The organism is Herbaspirillum sp. 1130 (genome assembly GCF_017833835.1).
Classification (GTDB): domain Bacteria; phylum Pseudomonadota; class Gammaproteobacteria; order Burkholderiales; family Burkholderiaceae_D; genus Herbaspirillum; species Herbaspirillum huttiense.
Map to the genome: position 1 here is coordinate 242,721 of NZ_JAFICQ010000002.1, position 25,252 is coordinate 267,972.

The 25,252-nt window shown below is 63.8% G+C and carries 24 protein-coding genes and 1 riboswitch; of the genes, 14 read left to right on the top strand and 10 right to left on the bottom strand.

What is annotated here, in order from left to right; all coding sequences use genetic code 11:
* Position 1 precedes the first annotated feature (1 nt).
* Positions 2 to 1,021, bottom strand: a complete 1,020-nt coding sequence (locus JOD78_RS09895; RefSeq protein ID WP_134135655.1) for a MerR family transcriptional regulator — start codon at positions 1,019 to 1,021, stop codon at positions 2 to 4.
* Positions 1,022 to 1,117: 96 nt separating this feature from the next.
* Between JOD78_RS09895 and JOD78_RS09900 the strand changes: the two genes are divergently transcribed.
* The 5 genes from JOD78_RS09900 to ruvC are packed head-to-tail and all read left to right on the top strand — an operon-like array spanning position 1,118 to position 5,087.
* A complete protein-coding gene (locus tag JOD78_RS09900; RefSeq protein ID WP_134135654.1) occupies positions 1,118 to 1,294 on the top strand; it encodes a DUF2256 domain-containing protein in 177 nt (58 codons plus the stop codon).
* 11 nt (positions 1,295 to 1,305) lie between these two features.
* Positions 1,306 to 2,631 (top strand): FAD-binding domain-containing protein, encoded by a 1,326-nt coding sequence (locus JOD78_RS09905; RefSeq protein WP_209568183.1) that lies wholly within the window; start codon positions 1,306 to 1,308, stop codon positions 2,629 to 2,631.
* Positions 2,618 to 3,040 carry a DUF393 domain-containing protein gene (locus JOD78_RS09910; RefSeq protein ID WP_209568181.1) on the top strand — a complete coding sequence of 141 codons (423 nt, stop codon included), beginning with the start codon at positions 2,618 to 2,620 and terminating at the stop codon, positions 3,038 to 3,040. Before JOD78_RS09905 ends, JOD78_RS09910 begins: the two co-directional genes overlap by 14 nt.
* Before the next feature lies 1 nt (position 3,041).
* A complete protein-coding gene (locus JOD78_RS09915) occupies positions 3,042 to 4,508 on the top strand; it encodes an FAD-binding domain-containing protein (RefSeq protein ID WP_209568179.1) in 1,467 nt (488 codons plus the stop codon).
* A 36-nt stretch (positions 4,509 to 4,544) separates the two neighbouring features.
* Complete coding sequence (ruvC, locus tag JOD78_RS09920; protein WP_209568177.1) at positions 4,545 to 5,087, top strand: crossover junction endodeoxyribonuclease RuvC; 543 nt, start codon at positions 4,545 to 4,547, stop codon at positions 5,085 to 5,087.
* Here the strand turns inward: ruvC and JOD78_RS09925 are convergent.
* Positions 5,084 to 6,025, bottom strand: coding sequence for a DUF808 domain-containing protein (locus tag JOD78_RS09925; protein ID WP_209568175.1), 942 nt, complete (start codon positions 6,023 to 6,025; stop codon positions 5,084 to 5,086). The two genes, ruvC and JOD78_RS09925, sit on opposite strands and share 4 nt — an antisense overlap.
* Positions 6,026 to 6,138: 113 nt before the next feature.
* Between JOD78_RS09925 and ruvA the strand changes: the two genes are divergently transcribed.
* The 4 genes from ruvA to JOD78_RS09945 all read left to right on the top strand — a co-directional run bounded on the left by ruvA (position 6,139) and on the right by JOD78_RS09945 (position 9,295).
* A complete protein-coding gene (ruvA, locus tag JOD78_RS09930; protein WP_034341563.1) occupies positions 6,139 to 6,717 on the top strand; it encodes a Holliday junction branch migration protein RuvA in 579 nt (192 codons plus the stop codon).
* Between the two features lie 24 nt (positions 6,718 to 6,741).
* Complete coding sequence (gene ruvB / locus JOD78_RS09935; protein ID WP_034341561.1) at positions 6,742 to 7,797, top strand: Holliday junction branch migration DNA helicase RuvB; 1,056 nt, start codon at positions 6,742 to 6,744, stop codon at positions 7,795 to 7,797.
* Positions 7,798 to 7,977: 180 nt separating this feature from the next.
* On the top strand, positions 7,978 to 8,820 hold the full coding sequence (locus JOD78_RS09940; protein ID WP_205703745.1) for a 4-oxalocrotonate decarboxylase: 843 nt from the start codon (positions 7,978 to 7,980) through the stop codon (positions 8,818 to 8,820).
* A 19-nt stretch (positions 8,821 to 8,839) separates the two neighbouring features.
* Positions 8,840 to 9,295 carry a YaiI/YqxD family protein gene (locus JOD78_RS09945; protein ID WP_034333361.1) on the top strand — a complete coding sequence of 152 codons (456 nt, stop codon included), beginning with the start codon at positions 8,840 to 8,842 and terminating at the stop codon, positions 9,293 to 9,295.
* Between the two features lie 10 nt (positions 9,296 to 9,305).
* Here the strand turns inward: JOD78_RS09945 and JOD78_RS09950 are convergent, their stop codons facing one another.
* The 6 genes from JOD78_RS09950 to JOD78_RS09975 form a co-directional block, all read right to left on the bottom strand.
* Positions 9,306 to 9,770 carry a DUF2147 domain-containing protein gene (locus tag JOD78_RS09950; RefSeq protein WP_209568173.1) on the bottom strand — a complete coding sequence of 155 codons (465 nt, stop codon included), beginning with the start codon at positions 9,768 to 9,770 and terminating at the stop codon, positions 9,306 to 9,308.
* Positions 9,771 to 9,921: 151 nt separating this feature from the next.
* The gene (locus JOD78_RS09955) at positions 9,922 to 12,732 is read right to left on the bottom strand and encodes a valine--tRNA ligase (protein WP_209568171.1); all 2,811 of its coding nucleotides are present in this window, start codon (positions 12,730 to 12,732) and stop codon (positions 9,922 to 9,924) included.
* Positions 12,733 to 12,907: 175 nt separating this feature from the next.
* Complete coding sequence (locus tag JOD78_RS09960) at positions 12,908 to 13,582, bottom strand: flagellar biosynthesis protein (RefSeq protein ID WP_134040280.1); 675 nt, start codon at positions 13,580 to 13,582, stop codon at positions 12,908 to 12,910.
* Between the two features lie 115 nt (positions 13,583 to 13,697).
* A complete protein-coding gene (locus JOD78_RS09965) occupies positions 13,698 to 14,540 on the bottom strand; it encodes a hypothetical protein (protein WP_121042661.1) in 843 nt (280 codons plus the stop codon).
* The gene (locus JOD78_RS09970; RefSeq protein WP_121042663.1) at positions 14,537 to 16,123 is read right to left on the bottom strand and encodes a hypothetical protein; all 1,587 of its coding nucleotides are present in this window, start codon (positions 16,121 to 16,123) and stop codon (positions 14,537 to 14,539) included. Before JOD78_RS09970 ends, JOD78_RS09965 begins: the two co-directional genes overlap by 4 nt.
* A 43-nt stretch (positions 16,124 to 16,166) precedes the next feature.
* Positions 16,167 to 17,921, bottom strand: coding sequence for an OmpA family protein (locus JOD78_RS09975; protein ID WP_121042665.1), 1,755 nt, complete (start codon positions 17,919 to 17,921; stop codon positions 16,167 to 16,169).
* 466 nt (positions 17,922 to 18,387) lie between these two features.
* Positions 18,388 to 18,498: riboswitch (TPP riboswitch) on the top strand.
* A 95-nt stretch (positions 18,499 to 18,593) separates the two neighbouring features.
* On the opposite strand from JOD78_RS09975, the gene thiC reads away from it, so the two are divergent.
* The 5 genes from thiC to thiE all read left to right on the top strand — a co-directional run bounded on the left by thiC (position 18,594) and on the right by thiE (position 23,106).
* Complete coding sequence (gene thiC / locus JOD78_RS09980) at positions 18,594 to 20,507, top strand: phosphomethylpyrimidine synthase ThiC (RefSeq protein ID WP_121042667.1); 1,914 nt, start codon at positions 18,594 to 18,596, stop codon at positions 20,505 to 20,507.
* A gap of 5 nt (positions 20,508 to 20,512) precedes the next feature.
* Positions 20,513 to 20,713, top strand: coding sequence for a sulfur carrier protein ThiS (gene thiS, locus JOD78_RS09985; protein WP_209568169.1), 201 nt, complete (start codon positions 20,513 to 20,515; stop codon positions 20,711 to 20,713).
* An 80-nt stretch (positions 20,714 to 20,793) separates the two neighbouring features.
* Entirely contained in the window at positions 20,794 to 21,603 is an 810-nt protein-coding gene (locus JOD78_RS09990; protein ID WP_209568167.1) for a thiazole synthase, read from the top strand.
* A gap of 2 nt (positions 21,604 to 21,605) precedes the next feature.
* Positions 21,606 to 22,472 (top strand): hydroxymethylpyrimidine/phosphomethylpyrimidine kinase, encoded by an 867-nt coding sequence (locus JOD78_RS09995; protein WP_209568165.1) that lies wholly within the window; start codon positions 21,606 to 21,608, stop codon positions 22,470 to 22,472.
* A 1-nt stretch (position 22,473) separates the two neighbouring features.
* Positions 22,474 to 23,106: a thiamine phosphate synthase gene (gene thiE, locus JOD78_RS10000; RefSeq protein ID WP_209568163.1), complete on the top strand. Its 633-nt coding sequence runs from the start codon at positions 22,474 to 22,476 to the stop codon at positions 23,104 to 23,106.
* Between the two features lie 82 nt (positions 23,107 to 23,188).
* On the opposite strand, the gene JOD78_RS10005 is transcribed toward thiE, so the two are convergent.
* Both JOD78_RS10005 and JOD78_RS10010 read right to left on the bottom strand, forming a co-directional pair.
* Positions 23,189 to 23,683, bottom strand: a complete 495-nt coding sequence (locus tag JOD78_RS10005; RefSeq protein ID WP_008334773.1) for a Dps family protein — start codon at positions 23,681 to 23,683, stop codon at positions 23,189 to 23,191.
* 236 nt (positions 23,684 to 23,919) lie between these two features.
* On the bottom strand, positions 23,920 to 25,161 hold the full coding sequence (locus JOD78_RS10010; protein WP_134135641.1) for an MFS transporter: 1,242 nt from the start codon (positions 25,159 to 25,161) through the stop codon (positions 23,920 to 23,922).
* Between the last annotated feature and the right edge of the window lie 91 nt (positions 25,162 to 25,252).

The following is a 25,252-nucleotide window of genomic DNA, read 5'->3' on the forward strand; positions in this document are numbered from 1 at the left end:
CTCAGCTGTTCTCGCTGATCATTCCTTCATGGATGGCAATGCGCGTCAAGGCCGCCTCAAACCGCTGCCGCGATTCCGAGGTCAGTTGCTGCAGATATTGATGCAACTGTGCGTCAGCCACGTTGCGGTTGGCGCATTGCGCGCTGTAGCGCTCGAACTGCGAGAGCTGCATCAGCAATTCCGCCACGTGGCGCGGGCACTCGCAGGCCACCGTGGTGGACTGGTTGGCAAAGGCGATCAATTCATTGTCATCCCAGCGGCGCGGCGGCAGCGCCTTGTCGCCTGCCTCTTCATCGCGCGCCGGTGACGACAGTGCCGCCAGGCCGCGCAGCCATTGCAGGATCACCACATCGGGCTGCGGCGCACGCAGCAGGCTGATGCCCACCGCCGCCAGCGTCTCGCACACGGCTTCGCTGGCAAATCCATACAGCACCGCCATCGGCAGCCCGCTCAGCGCCGGTGCCGAACTCTCCAGCGCGCCCAGCCAGCCGGCGTGCAACTGCGGCTCGTGCAGCAGCAGGGCATCCACTTCTTCACGCTTCAAGGCCATGGCCGCCTGTTCGATGGTCTCGAACGGGCCCAGCAACTGCAGCGGACGCCCCAGGCGCTGCAGCAGGCCGGGTTTGTCCAGGCGCTGCGCCAGGGTGGAGCCGATCACGGCCAGCCGCCATTGCCCCTGCACCGCTTCCGGTGGCGTCGGGCGGGCTGCGTGCAGTTCGGCGTGGGTGGCCGCCACTTGCTGCAGCTGATCCATATCCAGTCCGGCCAGGCTGCCGATGGCGTGGCCCAGTTCGGTCAACTGCCGGATCAGCGCCAGGCGCCGCACATCGGCTTCCGAATACAGGCGCTGGCCGCTCGGTGACAGCTGGCCGTGGGTCAGTGCATAGCGGCGCTCCCACACCCGCAGCGTGGCCACCGGCATGCGCAGCATGCGCGCCACCGCGCCAGTGCGGCGCAAGGCTTCGCCAGCAGGTTTGTCGGCCGCAAGGGCCGGGGAAGGGGTCGATTGCGCAAGGCTCATGATGGGCTCCGGTGAATCATGTTTGACACAGATTATAGACGCTAATTTGGCGTCATGAGTCAAGTGTGACGCATTTATTCAGTACAATCCTGAGTCATGAAACAGAAAAGCCAAGTCGCCGGACATCGCGGCAACAAGGCGCACTTGCCCAGCAAGCCCTGCGCCGTGTGCGGCCTGCCCATGACCTGGCGGCGCGCCTGGGCCAAGAACTGGGACGAGGTCAAATACTGTTCCGAAGCCTGCCGCCGCAAGCGCGCCCACCCTGGCCTTTGAGGAGTCGAGCCATGTATCGCAAACATCAATTCGACCTGGTGCTGGAGTCCCCTTCCCCGGAAGACGCACCCGCCGCCCCTGCTGCTGTCGCTGCGCCCCCTGCACCACGACCGCTGGCGCTGCTGCCCTTGCTGCCGACCCTGGCCGCCGCGCGCGAGCGCATCGCCGCCGTGCGTCCCGGTGCTTATGCCCGCACCCGCAACAGTCTTGACGGTGCCGTGACGGGCTTGTCGCCCTATCTCACGCACGGCTTCGTCAGCCTGCGCGAGGTGCTGGCGGGCGTGTGCAGCCGCCAGGCGCTGGATGTGCAGCACAAGTTCGTCTATGAGCTGGGCTGGCGTGCCTTCTATCGCTACGTGTGGGCCAGGCGCGGGGCGCGCATCTTCGATTCGCTGCACGCCGGCCCGCTGCGGGAGTCGGCCTATGCGCGCGAACTGCCGGCCGATATCCGCGAAGCTGCCACCGGCCTGCCGGTGATCGACCAGGCCGTGCGCACCCTGTATGCCACCGGCACCCTGCACAATCACGCGCGCATGTGGCTGGCCAGCTACGTGGTGCATCTGCGCAAGGTGCATTGGCGTGCGGGGGCGGACTGGATGGTCGGCCATCTGCTGGATGGCGACCTGGCCAGCAATCACCTGAGCTGGCAATGGGTGGCCGGGACCGGCAGCCACAAGCCTTATCTGTTCAATGCCGAGAACGTGGCCAAGTACGCCCCGCCCGAGTGGCATAGCCCGGGCACGGTGGTAGATACCACTTATGAAGCGTTGGGCGAAATCGCCCTCAATCCCGACCCGGTGGCCGCCGAACCCGCCCAGCGCGCGCGGGAACGCTGCAAGGAGCCGGCCCTGCTGCCAGTGCCACCTGAACATTTGGGCAGTGTGACCCCGGAGGCGGAAGCGGTAGCCGGACGGGATGTCTGGCTGGTCCATCCGTGGAGCCTGGGCGAGTTGCCCGCCGATCTGCCCACAGACACCGTGGTGGTGGGCCTGTATCTGTCGGACTTCCATCTGCTCTGGCCCTGGGATCAGCGCCGCTGGGATTTCGTTGGTGCGCGCATGCGCGAGCTGACATCGCTGTGCTGGCATGGTGATGCCGCCACCGTTGGCCGTGCGCTGAAGTCTGCGCGCAGCGTGCGTTGTGTGGCCGATCCGCATCTGGCTCCCTGGCTGCCGCTGTGGGCACAATGCGTAGCGGCACCGGAACTGTTCCCGGTGGTCGACAAGCCCAGCGACCTGTTCACCCAGTGGTGGCGTCGCAGCACGCAAGGCCTGCAGAGCGCCGCCGAGCTGCTGGCGCGCACCGAGCGCAAGGAGCGGCGCGATGGCGCAGCCTGACCCTGACCCTCGTGCGCCACAGGAAGAGATCACCGTGCTGTATGACGGTGCCTGTCCGCTGTGCCGGCGCGAGATCGGCATGTACCAGCGCGGTGCGCAGGATGCCCCGCTGCGCTTTTGCGATATCAGCCGCGCGGATGTGCCCGCCACAGAGCTTCCTTCGGGCATGACGCGCGAGCAGTTGTTGGCGCGCTTTCATGTGCGTCGTGCCGATGGCGTGGTCTTCAGCGGTGCCGAAGCCTTCGTGAAGTTGTGGGCCACCTTGCCGGGATGGCGCTGGCTGGCCCGGCTGGCGCGTCTGCCCGGCATGCTGTGGCTGATGGAGCGCAGCTATCGCGGCTTCCTGCGCGTGCGTCCGGCCGTGCAACGCCTGGTGGTGCGGCTCGAACGCCGTCAGGAGCGAGGCTGAGATGAGCGTCGGCCTGGTCTGGTTCAAGCGCGACCTGCGCCTGCGCGATCACGCGGCGCTGGCCGAGGCGGCGCGGTGTGAGCGTGCGTTTGCGGTCGTCATCATCGAGCCAGCGTGGCTGCAGAGTTTTGAATGTGATCCGCGTCATGTGGATTTCCTGTTGCGCTCCCTGGCCCCCCTGCAGATCGAATTGAAGCAACGCGGCCTGCCTTTGCTTCTGCGGATTGGTGAGGCGGTGCAGGTATTGGAATCCCTGCGTCGCGAGTGGGGCGTGACCCATCTCTTCAGCCACGAAGAAACCGGCCCGGCCTGGAGCTATGCGCGCGACATTTCGGTGAACCGCTGGAGCCGCATCCAGGGCGTGCAGTGGCAGGAGTTTCCGCAAACCGGCGTGGTGCGCCGCCTGCGCAGCCGTGATGGCTGGGCCGCGCGCTGGGTGCAGCGCATGGAGGCAGCGCAGATTGCCAATCCGGTCGGCTTCCGTGCGCCGCAAGGCATGCAGCCCGACAGGCTGCCCACATTGACCGAACTGGGTTTGCCCGAGGTACGCTTGCAACCGCCCGCCGGCGAAGCAGCAGCATGGGATACGCTGCGCGCCTTCCTCGGCGGCGGCGGGCGCGATTACCGGCGTGGCATGTCCAGTCCGCTGACCGCACCCGACGCCTGCAGCAGGCTCAGCGCGCACCTGGCCTTCGGCACCATTTCCATGCGCAGCGTGCATCAGGCTACCGAACTGGCCATCGAACATACGGCCGACCGCGCGCTGGCCTACGGCCTGCGCGGCTTCTCCAGCCGCCTGCGCTGGCATTGCCACTTCATGCAGAAGCTGGAAGACCAGCCCGATATCGAATGGCGCAACGTGGCGCGTTCGCTGGATGGCTTGCGTCCGGGCGATGGCGGTCCGTGGGGCGTGGAGGCGCAGGCGCGTTTCGATGCCTGGTGCGAAGGCCGTACCGGCTATCCCATGATCGATGCCTGCATGCGCCAGCTGTGCGCGACCGGCTGGCTCAACTTCCGCATGCGCGCCATGCTGGTCAGCTTTGCCGCCTATCACCTGTGGCTGCACTGGCGTGCGCCGGGGCTGTTCCTGGCGCGGCAGTTCCTGGATTTCGAACCGGGCATCCACTGGAGCCAGATGCAGATGCAATCCGGCACCACCGGCATCAACACCCTGCGCATCTATTCGCCGGCCAAGCAGGCGCGCGATCATGATCCGCTGGGCGAGTACGTGCGGCGCTGGGTGCCGGAAGTCGGCACGACGGCTTATCCCGACCCCATCGTGGATGAGAAGACGGCCCTCAAGCACGCCAAGGACGCCCTCTACGGCCAGCGCAGCAGCAGTAGCGCGCGGGCGGAAGCCGATGCCATCCAGGACAAGCATGGCTCGCGCAAGAGCGGCCTGCCCTCGACCACCCAGCGCCGCCCGCGCCAGAAAATGCCGGATCCGGGGCAGGGCGTCTTGTTCTGACACGGGATGCCCGCCTGATCGGTTAGACTGGCGGGCATGAAAATCCTCGGTATCGACCCTGGCTTGCGCACCACCGGTTTCGGGGTCATCCACAAGCAGGGCAACACGCTCTCCTATATCGCTTCCGGCACCATCAAGACGCCGGACGGCGACCTGCCTTCACGCCTGAAGGTGATCCTGGCCAGTGTCGGCGAAGTGGTGAAGTCCTATGCACCGGACTGCGCGGCCATCGAAAAAGTGTTCGTCAACGTCAATCCACAATCCACCCTGCTGCTGGGGCAGGCGCGCGGCGCGGCCATTTGCGCGCTGGTGGCAGCCGACCTGGCGGTAGCCGAATACACGGCCCTGCAGGTCAAGCAGGCCGTGGCCGGCCATGGACGCGCCCAGAAGGCGCAGGTGCAGGAGATGGTGGCGCGGCTGCTGAAGCTGCCCGGCCTGCCGGGTACCGATGCCGCCGATGCGCTGGGCGTGGCGATCTGCCATGCGCATGGGGGAGGGATTTTGTCGGACCTCGGCGCGCTGGCCCCGGCGCTGGCGCGCAAGGGCATTCGCATGCGCGGCGGGCGTCTGGTGGGTTAGTTTTTTTTCTTGAAGAGCGACAGCACGCGCTGCGCCAGCTTCACCACCACCAGCACCACTGCCCCTGCGACCACGCCGAAGAGGGCATTCAAGACCGCCGGGGTAATCGCCCCGAGGACCGGCCCGACTACGGCGACACCCTCCACCGCTTGCGCCGCCGCCTCGATGGCGTGATGCGCGAAGGGCAGGCCGTGGGTCAGGATGCCGCCGCCGACCATGAACATGGCAACCGTCCCGATCACCGACAGGCTGCGCATCATCTTCGGTGCCGCCGCCAGGACGGCCCGGCCGACACCGGCCTTGAAGCGACCCCAGGCGCTCGCACCCGCATGCTGCACCAGGTAGAGGCCGCCGTCATCGAGCTTGACGATGCCGGCCACCAGCCCATACACGCCCGCCGTCATGATCAGGGCAATGCCCACCAGTACCGTGATCTGCTGCTGCAGGGGCGCACCGGCGACGGTACCCAGGGTGATGGCGATGATCTCGGCCGAGAGGATGAAGTCGGTGCGCACGGCATCCTTGATCTTTTCCTGCTCGTAGACCAGCGGATCGACGTCGTCGGCCGCCTTGGCGGCGACTTCATGATGTTCCTCATCGTGGGGAAGATACTTGTGCGCCAGTTTCTCGAAGCCCTCGAAGCAGAGGAAAGCGCCGCCCAGCATCAGCAGCGGTGTTACCGCCCAGGGGATGAAGGCGCTGATGGCCAGTGCCGCCGGCACCAGGATGGCCTTGTTCTTCAGCGAGCCCTTGGCGACCGCCCAGACCACCGGCAATTCCCGCTCGGCGCGCACGCCCGCGACCTGCTGGGCATTGAGGGCCAGGTCGTCGCCCAGCACGCCGGCCGTCTTCTTGGCGGCCACCTTGGTCATCAGGGAAACGTCATCGAGCACGGTGGCGATGTCGTCAATCAATGCGAAGAAGGCGCTACCGGCCATGTTTTTCCTTTGTCTTCATCTCTGCGAGGTGGCTTGGATACTGTTTATCCGAACAGTGCTGTATCATCGCGGGATTATCACAGAAGCTGCCTCCCACGCACATCCCTGACGCCATGATCGGTCGCCTCTCCGGAATTCTTCTAGAAAAAATCCCCCCGAACCTGCTGGTCGACTGCCAGGGCGTCGGTTACGAAGTGGCCGTGCCCATGAGCACCTACTACAACCTGCCGGGCCTGGGCGAGAAGGTCACGCTGCTGACGCATCTGGCCATCCGCGAGGACGCGCACATCCTGTTCGGGTTTGGGACCGCCGAAGAACGCAATACGTTCAAGGAGCTCATCAAGATTTCCGGCGTGGGCGCACGCACGGCCTTGTCCATCCTCTCCGGCATGTCGGTGGCCGACCTGGCCCAGGCCGTGACCCTGCAGGAAGCCGGCCGCCTGACCCGCGTGCCCGGCATCGGCAAGAAGACCGCCGAACGCCTGCTGCTGGAACTGAAGGGCAAGCTCGGTGCCGATCTTGGCGCGGTGGCCGGCGTGGTCCACAGCGACGCCTCGGCCGACATCCTCAATGCCCTGCTGGCGCTGGGCTATTCGGACAAGGAAGCGACCCTGGCCATGAAGCAGGTGCCCAAGGACAGCAGCGTCTCGGACGGCATCAAGCTGGCCCTGAAGGCGCTCTCCAAGGGCTGAGCCCGGCCAGACAAGGATTAGAGCATGAGCATCCAGACCGACGATTTCTCCGAACAGCGCATCATCTCCGCCACCCCGGCCTCGGCCAACGAGGAAGCCATCGAGCGCGCCCTGCGGCCCAAGCAGCTGGACGAATACGTCGGCCAGGAAAAGGTGCGCGCCCAGCTCGAAATCTTCATTTCGGCCGCCCGCAAGCGTGGCGAGCCGCTCGACCACACCTTGCTGTTCGGCCCGCCCGGCCTGGGCAAGACCACCATGGCCCACATCATCGCCCGCGAGATGGGCGTGAACCTGCGCCAGACCTCGGGCCCCGTGCTGGAGCGCGCGGGCGACCTGGCCGCGCTGCTGACCAATCTCGAAGCCAATGACGTGCTCTTCATCGACGAGATCCACCGCATGTCGCCGGTGGTGGAGGAAATCCTCTACCCGGCACTGGAGGATTATCAGATCGACATCATGATCGGCGAAGGCCCGGCCGCCCGTTCGGTGCGGCTGGACCTGCAGCCTTTCACGCTGGTGGGCGCCACCACCCGCGCCGGCATGCTGACCAATCCGCTGCGCGACCGCTTCGGCATCGTCGCCCGGCTGGAGTTCTATACCCCGCCCGAGCTGGCCCGCATCGTTACGCGCAGCGCCGGCTTGCTCAATGCCCCCATTGTCGAGGAAGGCGCGCTGGAAATCGCCCGCCGCAGCCGTGGTACCCCGCGTATCGCCAACCGCCTGCTGCGCCGCGTGCGCGACTATGCCGAGGTCAAGGGGGAGGGGCGCATCACCCGCGAGATGGCCGATGCCGCTCTGGTGATGCTGGACGTGGACCCGGTCGGCTTCGACCTGATGGACCGCAAGCTGCTGGAGGCCGTGCTCTTCAAGTTCGGCGGTGGGCCGGTCGGGCTGGACAACCTGGCGGCGGCCATCGGTGAAGAACGCGACACCATCGAAGACGTGCTGGAGCCCTACCTGATCCAGCAAGGCTACCTGCAGCGCACCCCGCGCGGGCGCATCGCCACGGGGCTGGCCTATCAGCATTTCGGCGTGACCGCGCCTCAAACCGGTCCGAACGGTGAACTCTGGGGCGCATGAGCTCTGCCATTCTCAAGCTGGACAGGACTGTTGCAGCCACTGAAAAACAGCATGACGCGGAGCAGGTCAATCTGATGAAATTTTCGTCAGATCTCGTATAAAAGCGAGTTTTTGCTTGTGCAAAAATTAATCGTCATCGACAATGGATAGCTATTCACTATCTTTCGATGTGAGCCCTCCATGCTAATGTCGAGCCAAGCCCTCCGCTACGCGCATCAGTTGCTGGATGCCCGCGCTCAGTCCCGCATCATCCCGCGCATTTCCGAGTCCGAGCCGCTGTCGGTCGAAGACGCCTACGAAATCGCTCATAACATCCGCAACATCCGCGTTGCCCAAGGCGAGCAGCCTATCGGCCGCAAGATCGGGTTTGTGGTGCGCAAGAACTGGGAGCGCTACGGCATCATCGATGAAGCGCGGATTCCGACCTGGGCACCGATGTACGATGCCACGGTCCGCTTCGCCGACGACAACTACGGCGCGCAATCGCTGACCGGGGCCGTGCAGCCGCGTATCGAACCCGAGATCGTCTTCAAGCTCGGCAAGACCCCGGCCCCCGGCGCATCGCTGCTGGAGCTGGCCGATTGCCTGGAGTGGATGGCGCATGGCTTCGAAATCGTGGTCTGTCCCTTCCCCAACTGGGAATTCACCGTAGCCGATTCAATTGCCGCCTTCGGGTTGCATGGCACCCTGATTGTGGGCGAGCCGCACGTGCTGTCTTCGGCGACCAAACACCACCTGCCGCAGATCCTGGCCAGCGCCAGCGTCTCTCTGTCCTGCAACACGGAGTCGTCCAGCGTGCTGCGTGCCGCCGGCTTCTGCAATGACGAGATGGACAGCCCCCTGCACGCGCTGTGGCACCTGCACCAGCTGCTGCAGAAGCAGACCCGCTTCCGCCAGTTGCAGGCCGGCGAGATCATCAGCACCGGAACGTGGACCGACGCCTGTCCCATCGAGCCCGGCCAGACCTGGACAACAGCCTTCTCGGGCGTGACCCTGCCGGGCCTGACCGTGTCCTTCGTCTGACGCGGGCGAACGCGCGCTGATGGCGATCTGGGTGGATGCCGATGCCTGTCCGGGTGTCATCAAGGACATGCTGTTCCGGGTGGCCGACCGCACCACCATCATCGTGACGCTGGTGGCCAACCGCCCCTTGCGCACACCGCCTTCGCGTTACATCAAATCCATGGTGGTGCCGGCCGGCTTCGACGTGGCCGACAAGGAAATCGCCCGCCAGTGTGAACCCGGCGACCTGGTCATCACCGCCGATATTCCGCTGGCTGCCGACGTGGTGGCCAAGGGCGCGCTGGCGCTCAATCCGCGCGGCGAGCTCTATACGGCGCAGAACATCGGCCATCACCTCAGCACCCGCAATTTCATGGAAGAGCTGCGCAGCAGCGGCGTCGAGACCGGCGGCCCGGCCGCCTTCAGCGCCAGCGACGGCCGCGCCTTCGCCCGTGAGCTGGACCGTTACGTGCTCAAAGCTTCACGTCCGGCCTGACGCGTCGGCGTTACTGCTCCCGCAGCCAGGTCTGGGTGCGGCCCAGCATGGGCATGCCGACATAACCGCGCACATTGAGCTTTTGCCCCTCATCGACCACCGTCAGCTTGCTCTTGTAGACCTTGCCATTGGCCGGATCGATGATCTGGCCACCGTTGTATTCTTCGCCGTCCTTCTTCAGACCCGACAGGATGGTCATGCCGATGACCGGCTTGTCCTTGAGCTCGCCTTCACACTTCTGGCAGACCGGGTTCTGGTCTTCTTCCGGCGCACGGAACAGCTTCTCGATCTTGCCGCTCAGTTCGCCATTGTTTTCGCTGATGCGGATGAGCGCCTTGGGCTTGCCGGTGGCGTCATCGATGCTCTTCCACAGGCCGACTGGCGAGCCATCGGCCCAGGCAGCGGCGCTGGCCAGGAGGCCGGCTGCCAGCAGCGACAGCTTGAACAGACGGGAAGGGGAGGAAGTACGGGGCATGTTTGTCTCCTGTTATCAAGTCGAATGCCATAAAAAAGCACGATTGTTCTAATTTATTCGATCCAGTCTAGACAAGCCCGCGCCGCAAGGCAAGCACAAAAAAAGCCGCCGCCCCGCAAGGGACGACGGCTTCATGAAGAAACAGGCTGGCTTACTTGAGCTTGGCCAGCTGTTCCTTCACCTTTTCCAACGTAGCGCTGAAGTTGGCGACACGCTCCTTCTCCTGCGCCACCACGGCTTCGGGCGCACGGGCCACGAAGCTTTCATTGGACAGCTTGCCATTGGCCTTGGCGATCTCGCCGGTCAGACGCGTGACTTCCTTGCCCAGGCGTTCACGTTCGGCGGCCACGTCGATTTCCACCTTCAGCATCAGCTTGACTTCGCCGACGATGGCCACCGGTGCCGGCGACTCCGGCAGTTGCGGCACCACCGTGGCTTCCGACAGGCGCACCAGCCCTTGCAGGTAAGGCAGGAAGGATTCCACGGCCGACGCATCGGCGGCTTCCACGATCAGCGGCACGCGCAGGGACGGTGCCAGCTGCATCTCCCCGCGCAGGTTGCGGCAGGCATCGGTGTAGGCCTTGAACTGGGCAACCCAGGCTTCGGCATCGGTGTCGATCTTTTCCAGGTCGGGACGCGGATAGGCCTGGCGCATGATGGAATCGCCCGCCGGATCCGGCTTGCGATCGGTCAGCGGGGCCACGCTTTGCCACAGCTGCTCGGTGATGAAGGGCAGCACCGGATGAGCCAGGCGCAGCACGCTTTCCAGCACGCGCAGCAAGGTGCGGCGGGTGGCGCGCTGTTGCGCTTCATTGCCGCTCTGGATCTGGGCCTTGGCCATTTCCAGGTACCAGTCGCAGTACTCGTCCCAGACGAACTTGTAGATGGCGGTAGCGATGTTGTCGAAGCGGTAGTCGGCAAAGCCCTTTTCGACTTCGGCTTCGGTACGCTGCAAGAGCGACACGATCCAGCGGTCAGCCTTGGAGAACTGCAGCTTTTCCTTGTCGCAGACACCCTTCTCGTGGCCGTCGAAACCGCAGTCCTGGCCTTCGGTATTCATCAGCACGAAGCGGGTGGCGTTCCACAGCTTGTTGCAGAAGTTGCGATAGCCTTCGCAGCGGTTCAGGTCAAAGTTGATGTTGCGGCCCAGGGTCGCCAGTGAGGCGAAGGTGAAGCGCAGCGCATCGGTGCCGAAGGCCGGAATGCCGTCCGCAAATTCCTTGCGGGTAGCCTTCTCGATGCTAGCCGCCTGCTTGGGATTCATCAGGCCGACGGTGCGCTTGGCCACCAGTTCATCCACGCCGATGCCATCGATCAGGTCGATCGGGTCCAGCGTGTTGCCCTTGGACTTGGACATCTTCTGGCCAGACGCATCGCGCACCAGGCCGTGGACGTAGACGGTATCGAAAGGCACCTTGCCGGTGAAGTGCGTGGTCATCATGACCATGCGCGCCACCCAGAAGAAGATGATGTCAAAGCCCGTCACCAGCACCGAGGAGGGCAGGAACAGCTTGTAGTCCGGCGTTTCTTCCGGCCAGCCCAGGGTGGAGAAGGGCACCAGCGCCGAGGAGAACCATGTATCGAGCACGTCTTCATCGCGCTTGACGGACTTGCCACCGGCTTGCTTCTTCGCTTCTTCTTCGGTGCGGGCAACGTAGATGCCGCCATCCTCGTCGTACCAGGCCGGGATCTGATGGCCCCACCACAGTTGGCGCGAGATGCACCAGTCCTGGATGTTGTTGAGCCACTGGTTGTAGGTGTTGGTCCAGTTCTCGGGGACGAATTTGATCTCGCCCGAGGAGACTTTTTCCAGCGCGGTTTCGGCAATCGACTTGCCGGGGAAGCAGGTCCCTTCCGGTGCCGGCTTGCTCATGGCGACGAACCACTGGTCGGTCAGCATGGGCTCGATCACCACGCCGGTACGGTCGCCACGCGGCACCATCAGCTTGTGCGGCTTGACCAGTTCCAAGAGGCCCAGCGCGTCCAGGTCGGCCACGATCTGCTTGCGCGCTTCGAAGCGGTCCAGGCCCTGGTACTTCTCGGGCGAATTCTCGTTGATGGTGGCCTTGAGGGTGAAGACGCTGATCATTTCCAGGTTGTGGCGTGCGCCCACCTGGTAGTCGTTGAAGTCGTGCGCCGGGGTGATCTTCACGCAGCCGGTGCCGAATTCCTTGTCGACGTATTCATCCTTGATGATGGGGATCTCGCGGCCCACCAGCGGCAGCTTGATCATCTTGCCCACCAGCGCGGCGTAGCGCTCGTCGGTCGGGTCCACGGCCACGGCGACGTCGCCCAGCATGGTTTCCGGACGGGTGGTGGCCACCACGATGTGGCCGCTGCCATCGGCCAGCGGGTACTTGATGTGCCACATGGAGCCGTCTTCTTCTTCCGACACCACTTCCAGGTCGGAGACGGCGGTGCCCAGCACCGGGTCCCAGTTCACCAGGCGCTTGCCACGGTAGATCAGGCCCTGCTCGTAGAGGCGCACGAAGACTTCGGTGACGGCCTTGGACATCTTGGGGTCCATCGTGAAGTATTCACGGGCCCAGTCGGTGGAGGCGCCCATGCGGCGCATCTGGCCGGTGATGGTGGAGCCGGATTTCTCTTTCCACTCCCACACCTTCTCGACGAATTTTTCACGGCCCAGGTCGTGGCGCGAGATCTTCTGCGCATCCAGCTGGCGTTCCACCACGATCTGAGTGGCGATGCCGGCGTGGTCGGTGCCGGGGATCCAGGCGGTGTTGTAGCCGCGCATGCGGTGGTAGCGCGTCAGGCCATCCATGATGGTCTGGTTGAACGCGTGACCCATGTGCAGGGTGCCGGTCACATTGGGCGGCGGCAGCTGGATGGAAAACGAGGGCTTCTCCGCGTCGGTGGTGGCGGCGAAGTAACCGCGCTTTTCCCACTCCTCGCGCCAGAATTTCTCAATCTCGGCGGGCTCGAACGACTTGGCTAATTCCATGATTTGACGTGTGTTTTTGCGAAACCATCCATTATAAGGGAACGGCGCGCCAAACCGGCCAAGCGCAGCGTTGGCCGGGGCGCTGACGGGCAACCTTTTTCTTTGCGGAAACAAAACGGGAGTCCTGAGACTCCCGTTGTTTAGTTGCTCGACCAGCTGCAGCAGCTGCTGTGGTTCAGTTCATGTCCATGAATCGGCCGGTGGCTTCGGAACGGTACTTCACGAGCGCCTTGTCGATGTCCTCGATCCAGACGCCTTCGGTGACCGCCATATGGTTTTCCGATGTTTCGATGTTGATCACGATGGGCATGTTCTTGTTCTGCACCACCAGATCAGTCGAGATCTGCGTTCCCACGCTGACGGCCCAGAAACCAGGGGTGAACCAGGCCCAGAACTTCTTCACATGGGCATCGATCACGATGGGGGCCTCGCCTGCGTCAGCAGCGTTGACCGCCACCTTGAAGCCGGCCTCTTGCAAGCTGGTGGTGATGTTCTTGCGCATCACCTGGCTCACCGTCATGCCGTTTTCCAGCAGCACATCGCCCAGCGCCTTGCCGAAGCCGTTGCGCTTGCGACCGATCGCCCGCGCCTTGATCTCGGCGGTGCTTTTTGCAGAGCCCTCAAAGCCCAGCGAAGGAGTGCTCGGCGACGAGGGGGCATCTTCGAAGACGCGTTCATCGAAGACTTCCCGCAGCAATACCGTCTTGTTCTTGGAGGCCACTGCGGCCTTGGTGGCAGCGGCGCTTGATGGTTCGCTCAGCTTGATCTCGCTGCGACTGGTAGCGCAACCGGTCAGTACGATGGAAACGGCAAGCAGGACGCCGGCTTTGAACATCTGGAGTTGATTCATGATTCCCCTGATTCTTGGATTTTTGAGGTTGATTTTCTCGCGACATCAGAAAATGTCGCGAGCCTTACTATACATTCAGGTTAAGGCAACTGACGAGCTTGTATCGTTGGCTAGCTCAACGAATCGGGCTCAGCAGCGCCGGCTGGCCGAACTCCACCAGCTGTGCACCGGACTTTTCCAGATAGGTTTTCCAGAAACCGGCCAGCGCCTGCATGGTCTTGGGATCGCGATAGCTCTTGCTCTTCTTGCCATCCTCGGACAGCAGTCCGGCACCGATCACATACACGCGCGCCCCGCCGAAGTCGCCCAGCAGCTGATTCTGTTCGGCCAGCTGCATTTCCTTGGCCGGGTCGATCTTGCGCACGCTGTGGCCGCGGTCGGCGTAGAAACTGGACACCGAGGAGTTCTCCAGCATGTCCGAGACCAGCAGCACGATGCGGTTGCGCGCCTTGGACTTGCGGCTCAGTTCGGCAATCGACTTGAGACTGGCCAGCACGTCGGACTTGGCGATCTCGCCGCTGGTGCCATCGAAGGCAGCGCGCAAGGCCCCGCCGGCGACCTGCGCCGCCAGCTGCGGCTGGCGCGCCATGCACTGGTCGAACTTGGCCAGCGCAGTCTTGGAGACATCATTGCGGCGGCTGGCCTCCATCGGTACATCCAGCTTGCCGGAGGCCAGCACTTCCGTGTAATGGCCCTGGGTATAGGCGGAGAAGGTGATGATCTGGAATGCATTGCCCCCTGCCAGGAAAGGCTTCAGGTTGTCGGCCACTGACTGTTTCAGACCGCCATCGAGCAGGGTGGTCTGGTCGATGACCACGAACAGTTCGGACTCCACGACAGCCGGGGCCGTCCCCACCAGCTTGTTGTCGTAGCAGGTCGGGATGGCATCGATGGCACCAGCCCAGGCGTTGCCGCCCAGCAGGCTGGTGGCCAGGACGAGGGCAGACCAGTTCCTCACAGCAGATCCTCCAGTTCGGCGTCAGCCTCGCGCGCCTTGCGTTCGCGCTCGTCCTTGCGGCGCTTGAGTTCTTCCCGCACAGCTACGTTGAGTGCCTCGGGCAATTGCGCCATCAGTTTCTTCTTGGCTTCCTTGTCTTCACCGAGCGCATCCAGGCGCGTCATCACGTCCGGCAGGCTGTCGGTGCCAGCGGGGGCGGCAGGGGCCTGTACCACCGCAGCCACTGCCACCACGGCCGGTGCAGCCACCGGCGCGGCCGCTGCCGCAGGGTGGGCGGGAACGTGCAAGGGCGTCGCCTGCTGGGCCGCGACCGTCTGCGCAAAGTCGCGTTCGCTCTGGCGTTCGGCGGCATCGGCCAGACGGGTCTGCTGCATGAAGTCGCGGAAGGTCTTGCTCAGGTGCTGGCCGGACGTGCCATGCGTGCTGTTGTGCATCATCATTTTCTGCTGCAGCGTGGCCAGGCTGGCCTGGGCGGTGTCGGCGATGCGGCGATAGTGTTCACGTACGGCGCTGTAGCTGGAATAGCGGCCGCTGCCGATGTCGCGATAGGCTTCGGCACTGTTCTCGCCGGCAAAGCCCCAGCGATAGCCGAAGATGACCCCCAGGATCTGCAGGAACACGAACACGAACGCCAGCACGATGAAGGTCGCCCAGCCGCCGTGACGATCAATGTCGGCCTCGTCGCTGACGGCCTTGCGGTCGGCGGCGCGGTTGGCGGCATCATCGTCGGCCGGCAGTCGCACATTGGTAGCGGACATGTCCAGGCTGCCCGCTGCGGAGCGTGCCGCATTGCCGGCCTGATTGCTGCTGAGGGTCACGCGTGCTTCCAGCTCGCGCTCCAGCACCTGGCCGCGGACGTAGGTCGCCAGGCTGGCCACCAGCAGCACGAAGATCACGGTCAGCACCGTGATCTTGTAGCTGGGGTGCGAGCCCACGCGGTTGCACAGCTGGGTGAAGGTGGGCTTGTGGTCATCGCTGGATTGCGGACGGGCCAGCGGAATGGTGCCGGTAAAGAGTTCCTGCTTGCGGCCTGCCTCGTTCCACTGGCGGCGCGCCAGATTGACGCGCTCTGACTTGTACAGCTCATGTCCGGCCAGGTGGGTGAAGGCGACCAGGATCACCGAGATCAGGAAAGCGATACCGTAAGCCCCGGTCTGCTGCAGGTTCTCGCTGGCACCCGGCAGCGTGTAGCCCGCCAGCACGTAGGAGAAACCCATCGCTTCGACGAACACCATCGAGATCGTCAGCAGCCAGATCCAGTTGGGCGTGGCCTTGCGGCCGTTGTCACCGGACTTGGTCAGATAGGTGACCTTCTCGTTGAAGTCATGCTCGTCCTGGATGTGGATGAACTTCTTGTATTCCAGGCACAGCGTGCTTTCGCCCTTGTGCCAGCCGGGCAGGCTGGAGTCTTCGTTGAGGTCGCGCGAGAGGCGGGCGATGCGGCCCACCAGCGGGAAGCGGACCCAGGTGTTGAACCACCACCATTTGACCTGCTCCCACAGGGTCATGATGACGACGGCTGCCATGAGAACGCTCACCACGCTCCAGGCCGCCAGTGGATAGGTGTCGAAGAATTCTTTCATTGAGGGGCTCCCCGGTTGATGTGTTGTGGTTGTCGGTGCTGGCCTACTGGTACATCCTGGGCTTGAAGTCGGCCGCATAGGGCGTGTTGGCGCGCAGGTAGACCAGGCGTCCGGCCCTGGCCGCGCTGCCACCACCGGCATCGAAGACGATGTCGGCGCACTGCATGCCGCCCTGGCCCTTGAGGAAGATGCGATACAGCAGGCCCTTGCTGCCCAGGTAGGTGTTGACCTCCGGCTGCAGCTGGACATCGGCCTTGGCCGACGTGCGGCGCGCCGCATCGTAGTTCTTGTAGACCTTGAACTCGGGCAGGTTGGCCAGCGTGCCGTCGCCCGCCAGCACGGCGATGCGGTTGATCACCACCTGATGGCCGTTGACCTGCTCGGTCCAGGTCTTGCCATACAGGCCGGGGATGTGTTCGCTGGTGCGATAGGCCTTGCCGTCAGCCAACGACTTGACACCATTGGCTGCGCGCGGCCGGTCGCGCGTGCAGTCGGCCAGTACCGGCGGCTCATCGGCGTAGGCCGGGCTGATCAGCGAGGAGAAGGGACGCTTGCCCTCGACCTTGCCGATGGCGGCCGTGTCGCTGGAGGCGATCAGCGGCGCGCCGCCAAAGTCGATCCAGTCGCCGCTGTCGGGCAACCCCGCTTTACGGGTGGATGCGCTGGCGGGTGCGTTCGCGGCAGGCGCAGACGCAGAGGTCTTCGGCGCAGGGGCAGTGGCTGCCGCATCGCCTTTGCCGTCGTTGCGATTGTCCCTGGCAACGACGTCCGCACTCCTGGTAGTCCTGGCCGTGTTGTTTTTGGCGCTGGTGGCCGCACGCGTGCGCGGCACTCCTTGAGTTGCGGCTGCAGCGGTGACCCCGGTACTTGCACCGGACTGCGCGACGGTCGGTGCGTCGCTCTTTTCCTGGCGATAGAACTCCACGCGCGGACGACGCGCGGCGAGATAGTTGTCGAAGCTGGCCTTGTCGCCCAACTCGACGATTTCCACGCGGCGATTCCTGGATCGTCCGTCTTCGGTGTCGTTGCTGGCAATCGGATAGAACTCGCCCGCACCCTGGAAATACAGCGAAGCTGCCGGTACGCCGTGCTCCTGCATGAAGCGCGACACTGCGCGGGCACGGCGCTCGGAGAGGTCGGCATTCAGGCGCGAGGAGCCGGTGTCGTCGGTATGCCCGACCAGCAGCAGCTTGCGCTGGCTCATCTTCTCCAGGTATTGCTTGCGCAGGTTGGGATCCTGTATTTCGGCCGCGCTTTTGCGTATGTCGTAAGTGGCGGCGATCGCGGTGAAGTAATCGCGGGCACGCGATGTGAGCTGATCGGAATTGCTTTCGAAGTGGCCGCCGGCCCCGGCCGGATCGCGGATCTCGACCACCGATCCCGCCGTCTCCTGTTTGGCCTTGGCGCTGTCGGTGGTGGTGATCGCTTCGCCCTTGTTGTCCAGCGCCGTGATCTGCAGGTCGAGCTGATACTGCTTCGCGATCTTGGACAACTCGCAGCGCCGCTTGTCCATGTCGTTGCCGATCAGGCCGCCGATGACGCCGCCCAGTGCGGCACCGACCAGCAGCCCCTTGTTGTCGCCGCCGACCTGGCGGCCCAGCAGTGCGCCGGCCAGCACGCCCACGCCGATGCCGATGTTGCGCGCGTTTTGCGAGCAGGGATCATCGCTGGCGAAGGTTTCCTTGAAGGAGGGTTTGCCGGTGGCCGGATCGACCGCGCAGCCCGAGACGAAACTTGCACCGATGGCCGCCACGAGCGTGCGCACCACCAGCGTCTTGCGACGAAGTGTCAGAGTCATGTTTCTTGTTTGCTGACGGCGCAGCGGGATCGCCGTATTTCTTCTTGCCAGTCGCGCATGCCCCCCAGCATGCACCCGGTCGGGTGCGACGCGTCGTCTGGTGTTGCGGTGGCAGCCGGCGTATCCAGCCCCTGTGCCAGGCTGCCTTATCGTGCCCTCGTGCCCGCCTCGTTGGCGGCGGGCTGGATGGGGTTGACCGCAAGCGCTTGTTGCCTGTACTGCTTGCTCTGGCGCAACCCATTTTCTTTCCCGCCGAAAATATATCACGCAGAAAGTTTCTCGCTTGGCAGGATTTGATTATTTTTAATTATTAGTTAAATGAATGGCAAATAATTACTTGATTATCTTGATTTGCCGTTCCTGAATCTCATGCTGCAGGAGTTCAGTTTTCATGAAGCAGCGCTTGTCTCCGCTGGCCATCGGTGTAGAATCCGGTCCACGACAAGGACTGCGCAAGCGGTCCGCGTCGCATCGCTAGGGGTCCTGGCACCGGAGCACATGCTCTGGCAGCCGGGTGAGAAATACCCTTGAACCTGATCTGGATAATGCCAGCGAAGGGAAGCAACCGGCAGCATGACGCACCCACGGTCCGCAGTACTCCACGCCGTTCGTCCTCTTCCGCAACCTCCTTTGCTGGCTCCGAGCCATGAGTCATCAAGCAAAGGAGCCGAAATGAATGCCAACCCGAAATTCCTGTCCGCGACGGCCACCGTCGACGAGGCAGCCGTCCAGCCTCTCCCGAATTCCCGCAAGATCTATGTGACCGGCTCGCGCCCGGACATCCGCGTGCCCATGCGCGAGATCAGCCAGGCCGACACGCCGGCCATGTTCGGTTCCGAAAAGAATCCGCCGATCTATGTCTATGACACGTCCGGCCCCTACACCGACCCGGACGTGAAGATCGACATCCGCGCTGGTCTCTCCACCCCGCGCCTGCCCTGGATCCTGGAACGCAACGACACCGAGGAACTGCCCGGCCCGACTTCCGAATACGGCCAGCAGCGCCTGAACGACCCGGCCCTGGCCGAGCTGCGCTTCAACCTGCATCGCAAGCCGCGCCGTGCCAAGGCCGGTGCCAACGTGACCCAGATGCACTACGCACGCCGCGGCATCATCACGCCGGAAATGGAATTCATCGCCATCCGCGAAAACCTGCGCCGCAAGGAATACCTGGAGCAACTGAAAGCCTCCGGCCCCATGGGCAACAAGCTGGCCGACCTGATGGGTCGCCAGCATCCCGGCCAGTCCTTCGGAGCGTCCATTCCCGCCGAGATCACTCCGGAATTCGTGCGTGACGAAGTCGCCCGTGGCCGTGCCATCATCCCCGCCAACATCAACCACCCGGAAGTCGAACCGATGATCATCGGCCGCAATTTCCTGGTCAAGATCAACGCCAACATCGGCAACTCGGCCGTCACTTCCTCCATCGGCGAGGAAGTGGAAAAGATGACCTGGGCCATCCGCTGGGGCGGCGACAACGTCATGGACCTCTCCACCGGCAAGAACATCCACGAAACCCGTGAATGGATCATCCGCAATTCGCCGGTCCCCATCGGTACCGTGCCGATCTACCAGGCGCTGGAAAAGGTCAATGGCAAGGCCGAAGACCTGACCTGGGAAATCTTCCGCGACACCTTGATCGAGCAAGCCGAGCAGGGCGTGGACTACTTCACCATCCACGCCGGCGTACGCCTGCAATACGTGCCGCTGACGGCCAAGCGCATGACGGGCATCGTCTCGCGCGGCGGTTCCATCATGGCCAAGTGGTGCCTGGCGCATCACCGCGAATCCTTCCTCTACGAACACTTCGAAGAGATCTGCGAGATCATGAAAGCCTACGACGTCAGCTTCAGCCTGGGCGACGGCCTGCGTCCCGGCTCGATCTACGACGCCAACGACGAAGCCCAGCTGGGCGAATTGCGCACCCTGGGCGAACTGACCCAGATCGCCTGGAAGCACGACGTGCAGGTGATGATCGAAGGTCCCGGCCACGTGCCCATGCATCTCATCAAGGAAAACATGGACCTGCAGCTGGAGCAGTGCCACGAAGCCCCGTTCTACACGCTTGGCCCCTTGACCACCGACATCGCGCCCGGCTACGACCACATCACCTCCGGCATCGGTGCCGCCCAGATCGGCTGGTATGGCACGGCGATGCTGTGCTACGTCACCCCCAAGGAACACCTGGGCCTGCCCAACAAGACGGATGTGAAGGACGGCATCATCACCTACAAGATTGCCGCGCATGCAGCCGACCTCGCCAAGGGCCATCCGGGCGCGCAGATCCGCGACAACGCGCTGTCCAAGGCGCGCTTCGAATTCCGCTGGGAAGACCAGTTCAACATCGGCCTGGACCCGGACAAGGCGCGCGAATTCCACGACGAAACCCTGCCCAAGGATTCGGCCAAGGTGGCGCATTTCTGCTCCATGTGCGGCCCGCACTTCTGTTCCATGAAGATCACCCAGGAAGTGCGTGATTACGCCGCCAAGGAAGGCATCTCCGAGATCGACGCCCTGAAGCAAGGCATGCAGGTGAAATCGGTCGAGTTCGTCAAGATGGGCGCCGAGATTTATGCGAAGCAGTAAGCGCCATGCAGATCGAACTGAACGGCAAGCCTCACACCCTGCCTGACGGCGCCACGCTGGACCAGCTCATTGCCGGCCTCTCTCTGGCTGGCAAGGCAGTGGCGGTGGCGGTGAACCGCCAGGTGGTGCCCAGCGCGCAATGGCCAGCGCGCGCGCTGGCCGAGGCCGACCAGGTAGACGTAGTGCGCGCCATCGGGGGCGGATGAAAGATTGTTCCGCTGCGGCGCGCCGGTGCCGCCAGCGGCCTCCTCCCGTGGCACGCAGCTCTCACAGACAAGGAATCGACATGAACATGAATGACGCCCCCCTCCTGAGCGAGGACAAGGGCCTGACCATCGCCGGCAAGACCTATCGCTCGCGCCTGCTGGTGGGCAGCGGCAAGTACAAGGACCTCGACGAAACCCGTGCGGCGACGGTCGCCAGCGGTGCCGAGATCATCACGGTGGCGATCCGCCGCGTCAACATCGGCCAGGATCCGAATGCGCCCAGCCTGCTGGACGCGGTGCCGCCTTCCGAATTCACCATCCTGCCCAATACCGCCGGCTGCTACAACGCCGCCGATGCGGTCTACACGCTGCAACTGGCGCGCGAACTGCTGGGGGGACACAAGCTGGTCAAGCTGGAAGTGCTGGGCGACGAGAAGACCCTCTTCCCCAACATGCCCGAAACGCTGAAGGCCGCCGAGACCCTGGTCAAGGATGGCTTCGACGTGATGGTGTATTGCAGCGACGATCCGATCCAGGCGCGCATGCTGGAAGACCTGGGCGTATCTGCCGTCATGCCGCTGGCTTCGCTGATCGGCTCGGGCATGGGTATTCTGAATCCCTGGAATCTTTCGCTCATCATCGAACAGGCGCGGGTGCCGGTGCTGGTCGATGCCGGCGTGGGCACGGCTTCCGATGCGGCCATTGCGATGGAACTGGGCTGTGATGGCGTGCTGATGAATACGGCCATTGCCGGTGCACGCGATCCGATTCGCATGGCGCGCGCCATGAAACTGGCGGTGGAGGCGGGCCGCGAAGCCTTCCTCGCAGGACGCATTGCGCGCAAGTTTGCCGCCTCGCCGTCCTCGCCGATGGCCGGCCGCGTGGAGTGAGCATGCAGGCAGCTTATCGCGCCACGCCACCCTGCGTGCTGGTCTTCTCCGGCTCCGACCCCAGCGGCGGGGCCGGCATGCAGGCCGATATCCCGGCCATCACGGCACTGGGTGCGCATCCCTTGTCGGTGCCGACGGCATTGACGGTGCAGGACAACGTCAGCGTCTTTGCGGTGCATGCGCTCGATCCGGAACTGGTGCGTCATCAGGCGCAGGTGCTGATTGACCGCTTCGACATCGCAGCGGTCAAGCTGGGCATCGCAGGCAGTCGAGAAAATGCCGAAGTGATCGCCGGCCTGATCCGACACTTGCGTGCGCGTGACCCGCATTTGCCGGTGGTGCTCGATCCGGTGCTTGCCAATGGAAAGGGCGACCAGCTCTCGCGCGACGATGCTGCGCGCGTGATCGAACCCTTGTATGAATTGGCCACCGTCATCACCCCCAACCTCAACGAGGGGCGCCGCTTGTGCGGTGATGTGGAACCGGCGCGGCAGGCGGCGCTGCTGATGGAGCGCGGCTGCGCGCATGTGCTGCTCAAGGGCGGCCACGGTCCGCAAGAGCAGGATGTGATCAATCGCTGGTTCGGACAATTGTTCCGTTCCGAGTTTGCCGAAGAGGCCATCGAGAGCGCGCGCTGGCGCTGGACCCGGCTGCCTGATGAATTCCACGGCAGCGGCTGCACGCTGGCAGCCGCGCTGTCGGCCTGCCTGGCGCGCGGTCTGCCGATGCGCGAGGCTATCGACCTGGCGCAGCAGTACACGCAGCAGGCCTTGTCGACGTCCTATGCGATTGCCGAGGGGCAGCGCATTCCCAATCGCGTGCCTGCCTTTGAACCTGTTATTGACGCCGCCGTTGCGGCAGGAGCCTGACATGAACCCCCAGTACGCAACGCATCTGCGTGGCCTCTACATCGTCACGCCGGATTGGGATGACACCGCCCAATTGCTGGCCGCCACCGAGCTGGCCTTGCAGAACGGTGCTGCGCTGGTGCAGTACCGCCACAAGACCGCCGGTGTGGAGCAACGCCGCGCACAGGCTTCGGCATTGCTGGCGCTGTGCCGGCAATATGATGTGCCCCTCATCATCAACGACCACGTGGACCTGTGCCTGGAGATCGATGCCGATGGCATCCACGTCGGCGGTACTGATGCTTCCATTGCCGAGGTGCGCAAGGCCGTGGGGCCGGAGCGCATCGTCGGGGCCTCGTGCTACGGCACGCTGGAGCTGGCGCATGCGGCGTATCGCGATGGCGCCAGTTATGTGGCCTTCGGCGGCTTCTATCCGTCGCGCGTAAAAAAATATGATTTTCGGACCGCGCCTGAAATCATTGCGCAATCCAAGCGCGAGATCCCCTTGCCGGTGGTGGTGATCGGCGGCATCACGCTGGAGAACTCGCCGCCGCTGGTGGCGCAGGGAGCGGACATGGTGGCTGTCATCAGCAGCGTGTATCTGGTGCCGGTGGAGGAGCGCAAGACGCGGCAGTTGGCGGATTTGTATCGCTGAATGCCGGGCCCGTCCGGAGCGTCGACGAAAAAAATGCCGTTCAATTGAACGACATTTTTCTTTGGCTAAGGCCGGCAGATCATCAGCCTTCCAGCAAGCTGCGCAGCATCCACGCATTCTTTTCGTGCAGCTGCATGCGTTGGGTCAGCAGGTCGGCGGTCGGTTCATCAGCGGCGGCATCGACGGTCGGGAAGATCGAACGTGCGGTGCGGGTCACGGCTTCCTGGCCGGCCACCAGCTGGGCGATCATCTCTTGCGCATTGGGCACGCCTTCCGCTTCGGGGATCGAAGACAGCTTGGCGAATTCCTTGTAAGAACCCGGTGCCGGATAGCCCAGTGCGCGGATGCGTTCAGCGATCAGGTCCACTGCCAGTGCCAGTTCGTTGTACTGGCCTTCGAACATCAGGTGCAGGGTGTTGAACATCGGACCGGTCACGTTCCAGTGGAAGTTGTGGGTCTTCAGGTACAGCGTGTAGGTGTCTGCCAGCAGCTTGGACAGGCCGTCGGCAATCTTCTTGCGGTCCTTGTCGTTGATGCCGATGTTGATCGAGGGGGCTGCCACATTCTTCTTTGCCATTATTCGCTCCTTAGCTGTTCGGTTTTTCGTAAGCGGGTACATACACTGCGCAACACCGCGATTCTATTGCAAATCGCAAACGGACAAACTGCGACTACGCAACTATTGATAAAAGAGTGGGGCCGACGTTCCCCATTTCAATCGATTTTGGAGATAAATGCACGCCTATAAATCAATCGGGCCGATAGATCAAAACCTATCGGCCCGACGTCTCATCGACTGCAACGGCAATCAGATCACGATTTGGCGCCCTGCTGCGCAGTGCGATACAAGGACAGCGACAGGGCCACGCCACCAATGGCCGCAATGGCGGCGAAGAGGAACACCTGCGGATATCCCAGCTGTCCCGCGATGGCCCCGGCCAGCGGACCGGTGATGCCCAGCGCCAAATCGAGGAATACCGAATACGCCGCCAGTGCCGCGCCACGATTGGCCGGTGACACCAGGCTGACGGCTTCCACCCCCAGCGAAGGAAACACCAGCGCAAAGCCGAAACCGGCCAGCGCCGCGCCCAGCAAGGCGAGCGCAGGCGTGGTCGCACTCCACAGCAGCAGCAGGCCGATCGATTCGGTCAGGAAGCACACCACCGCCACGCGATAGCCACCGAAGCGCGTGATGACATTGGCAAACAGCAGGCGCGCACCGACGAAGGCAGACGAGAACGCGGTCAGCGCGAAGGCCGCGCCGCTCCAGTGCTGATCGGCGTAATACAGGGTGATGAAGGTGGCGATCGAGCCGAAGCCGATGGTGCCGAAGGCCAGGCCCATGCCATACGCAAACACCTTGCGCAGCACCAGCTTGAAGGACAACTGTTCGCCCTGCACCACCGGGGTGACCGGACCACCGCGTGCCAGCACGAAGCCGAGTACGGTGAGCAGCATGCCGGTCAGGCCGATCATGGCAAAGCCCAGCGAGCGGTCCAGTACCACGCCCAGCGGCGCGCCGATGGCCAGCGCCGCATAGGTGGCGATGCCGTTCCAGGAGATCATCTTGGCGGTGTTCTCCGACCCCACGCGGCCCACGCCCCACATGATGGCGCCGGTACCGACCAGGCTTTCGCCCAAGCCGAGGAAGGCGCGGCTGGCAAACAGCAGCACCAGCGACAGGAAGGGCAGCGGCTGCGCCAGCGCCGAGAGCAGCAACAAGCCACCGCTGGCTGAACACAGCAGCATGCCGCGCATGACGGTGTGCTTGGCCCCCATGGTATCGATCATGCGGCCGGCATTGGCGCGGCTCACGAAGGTCGCGAAATACTGCACGCTGATGCCCAGGCCGGCGATCACCGAGCTGTAGCCCAGGTCGAGGTGGATGTAACCCGGCAGCACCGCCATCGGGATGCCGATGGCCAGATAAACCAGGAAGGTGAAGAAGGCGGTGGCGATGATCTGCCGCGTGACCTTGGCCGGCGTCAATGGACGCGGCGCAGCGGCGGGCACGGGCGTGCCGGTGGAACTGGGACTACAGGAATCGTCGGACATGGCGGGAAAGTCGGAATGTGAATCCGGAAGGGCAAACCGGAATGAACAGGCCGCGCGCGCCGGTGTGCGCGTGAACAGCCAGACCGAATTT

What these genes read in the sequence shown, in the direction of transcription:
- JOD78_RS09910 (WP_209568181.1), top strand. Translation starts at nt 2,618, where the DNA reads ATGGCGCAGCCTGACCCTGACCCTCGTGCGCCACAGGAAGAGATCACC.
- JOD78_RS09970 (WP_121042663.1), bottom strand. Translation starts at nt 16,123, where the DNA reads ATGAAAGAATTCTTCGACACCTATCCACTGGCGGCCTGGAGCGTGGTG.
- JOD78_RS09895 (WP_134135655.1), bottom strand. Translation starts at nt 1,021, where the DNA reads ATGAGCCTTGCGCAATCGACCCCTTCCCCGGCCCTTGCGGCCGACAAA.
- thiE (WP_209568163.1), top strand. Translation starts at nt 22,474, where the DNA reads ATGAACCCCCAGTACGCAACGCATCTGCGTGGCCTCTACATCGTCACG.
- JOD78_RS09955 (WP_209568171.1), bottom strand. Translation starts at nt 12,732, where the DNA reads ATGGAATTAGCCAAGTCGTTCGAGCCCGCCGAGATTGAGAAATTCTGG.
- JOD78_RS09975 (WP_121042665.1), bottom strand. Translation starts at nt 17,921, where the DNA reads ATGACTCTGACACTTCGTCGCAAGACGCTGGTGGTGCGCACGCTCGTG.
- ruvC (WP_209568177.1), top strand. Translation starts at nt 4,545, where the DNA reads ATGAAAATCCTCGGTATCGACCCTGGCTTGCGCACCACCGGTTTCGGG.
- JOD78_RS09915 (WP_209568179.1), top strand. Translation starts at nt 3,042, where the DNA reads ATGAGCGTCGGCCTGGTCTGGTTCAAGCGCGACCTGCGCCTGCGCGAT.
- thiC (WP_121042667.1), top strand. Translation starts at nt 18,594, where the DNA reads ATGAATGCCAACCCGAAATTCCTGTCCGCGACGGCCACCGTCGACGAG.
- JOD78_RS09940 (WP_205703745.1), top strand. Translation starts at nt 7,978, where the DNA reads ATGCTAATGTCGAGCCAAGCCCTCCGCTACGCGCATCAGTTGCTGGAT.
- JOD78_RS09945 (WP_034333361.1), top strand. Translation starts at nt 8,840, where the DNA reads ATGGCGATCTGGGTGGATGCCGATGCCTGTCCGGGTGTCATCAAGGAC.
- JOD78_RS09995 (WP_209568165.1), top strand. Translation starts at nt 21,606, where the DNA reads ATGCAGGCAGCTTATCGCGCCACGCCACCCTGCGTGCTGGTCTTCTCC.
- JOD78_RS09990 (WP_209568167.1), top strand. Translation starts at nt 20,794, where the DNA reads ATGAACATGAATGACGCCCCCCTCCTGAGCGAGGACAAGGGCCTGACC.
- ruvA (WP_034341563.1), top strand. Translation starts at nt 6,139, where the DNA reads ATGATCGGTCGCCTCTCCGGAATTCTTCTAGAAAAAATCCCCCCGAAC.
- JOD78_RS09950 (WP_209568173.1), bottom strand. Translation starts at nt 9,770, where the DNA reads ATGCCCCGTACTTCCTCCCCTTCCCGTCTGTTCAAGCTGTCGCTGCTG.
- JOD78_RS10005 (WP_008334773.1), bottom strand. Translation starts at nt 23,683, where the DNA reads ATGGCAAAGAAGAATGTGGCAGCCCCCTCGATCAACATCGGCATCAAC.
- JOD78_RS09905 (WP_209568183.1), top strand. Translation starts at nt 1,306, where the DNA reads ATGTATCGCAAACATCAATTCGACCTGGTGCTGGAGTCCCCTTCCCCG.
- ruvB (WP_034341561.1), top strand. Translation starts at nt 6,742, where the DNA reads ATGAGCATCCAGACCGACGATTTCTCCGAACAGCGCATCATCTCCGCC.
- JOD78_RS10010 (WP_134135641.1), bottom strand. Translation starts at nt 25,161, where the DNA reads ATGTCCGACGATTCCTGTAGTCCCAGTTCCACCGGCACGCCCGTGCCC.
- thiS (WP_209568169.1), top strand. Translation starts at nt 20,513, where the DNA reads ATGCAGATCGAACTGAACGGCAAGCCTCACACCCTGCCTGACGGCGCC.
- JOD78_RS09960 (WP_134040280.1), bottom strand. Translation starts at nt 13,582, where the DNA reads ATGAATCAACTCCAGATGTTCAAAGCCGGCGTCCTGCTTGCCGTTTCC.
- JOD78_RS09925 (WP_209568175.1), bottom strand. Translation starts at nt 6,025, where the DNA reads ATGGCCGGTAGCGCCTTCTTCGCATTGATTGACGACATCGCCACCGTG.
- JOD78_RS09900 (WP_134135654.1), top strand. Translation starts at nt 1,118, where the DNA reads ATGAAACAGAAAAGCCAAGTCGCCGGACATCGCGGCAACAAGGCGCAC.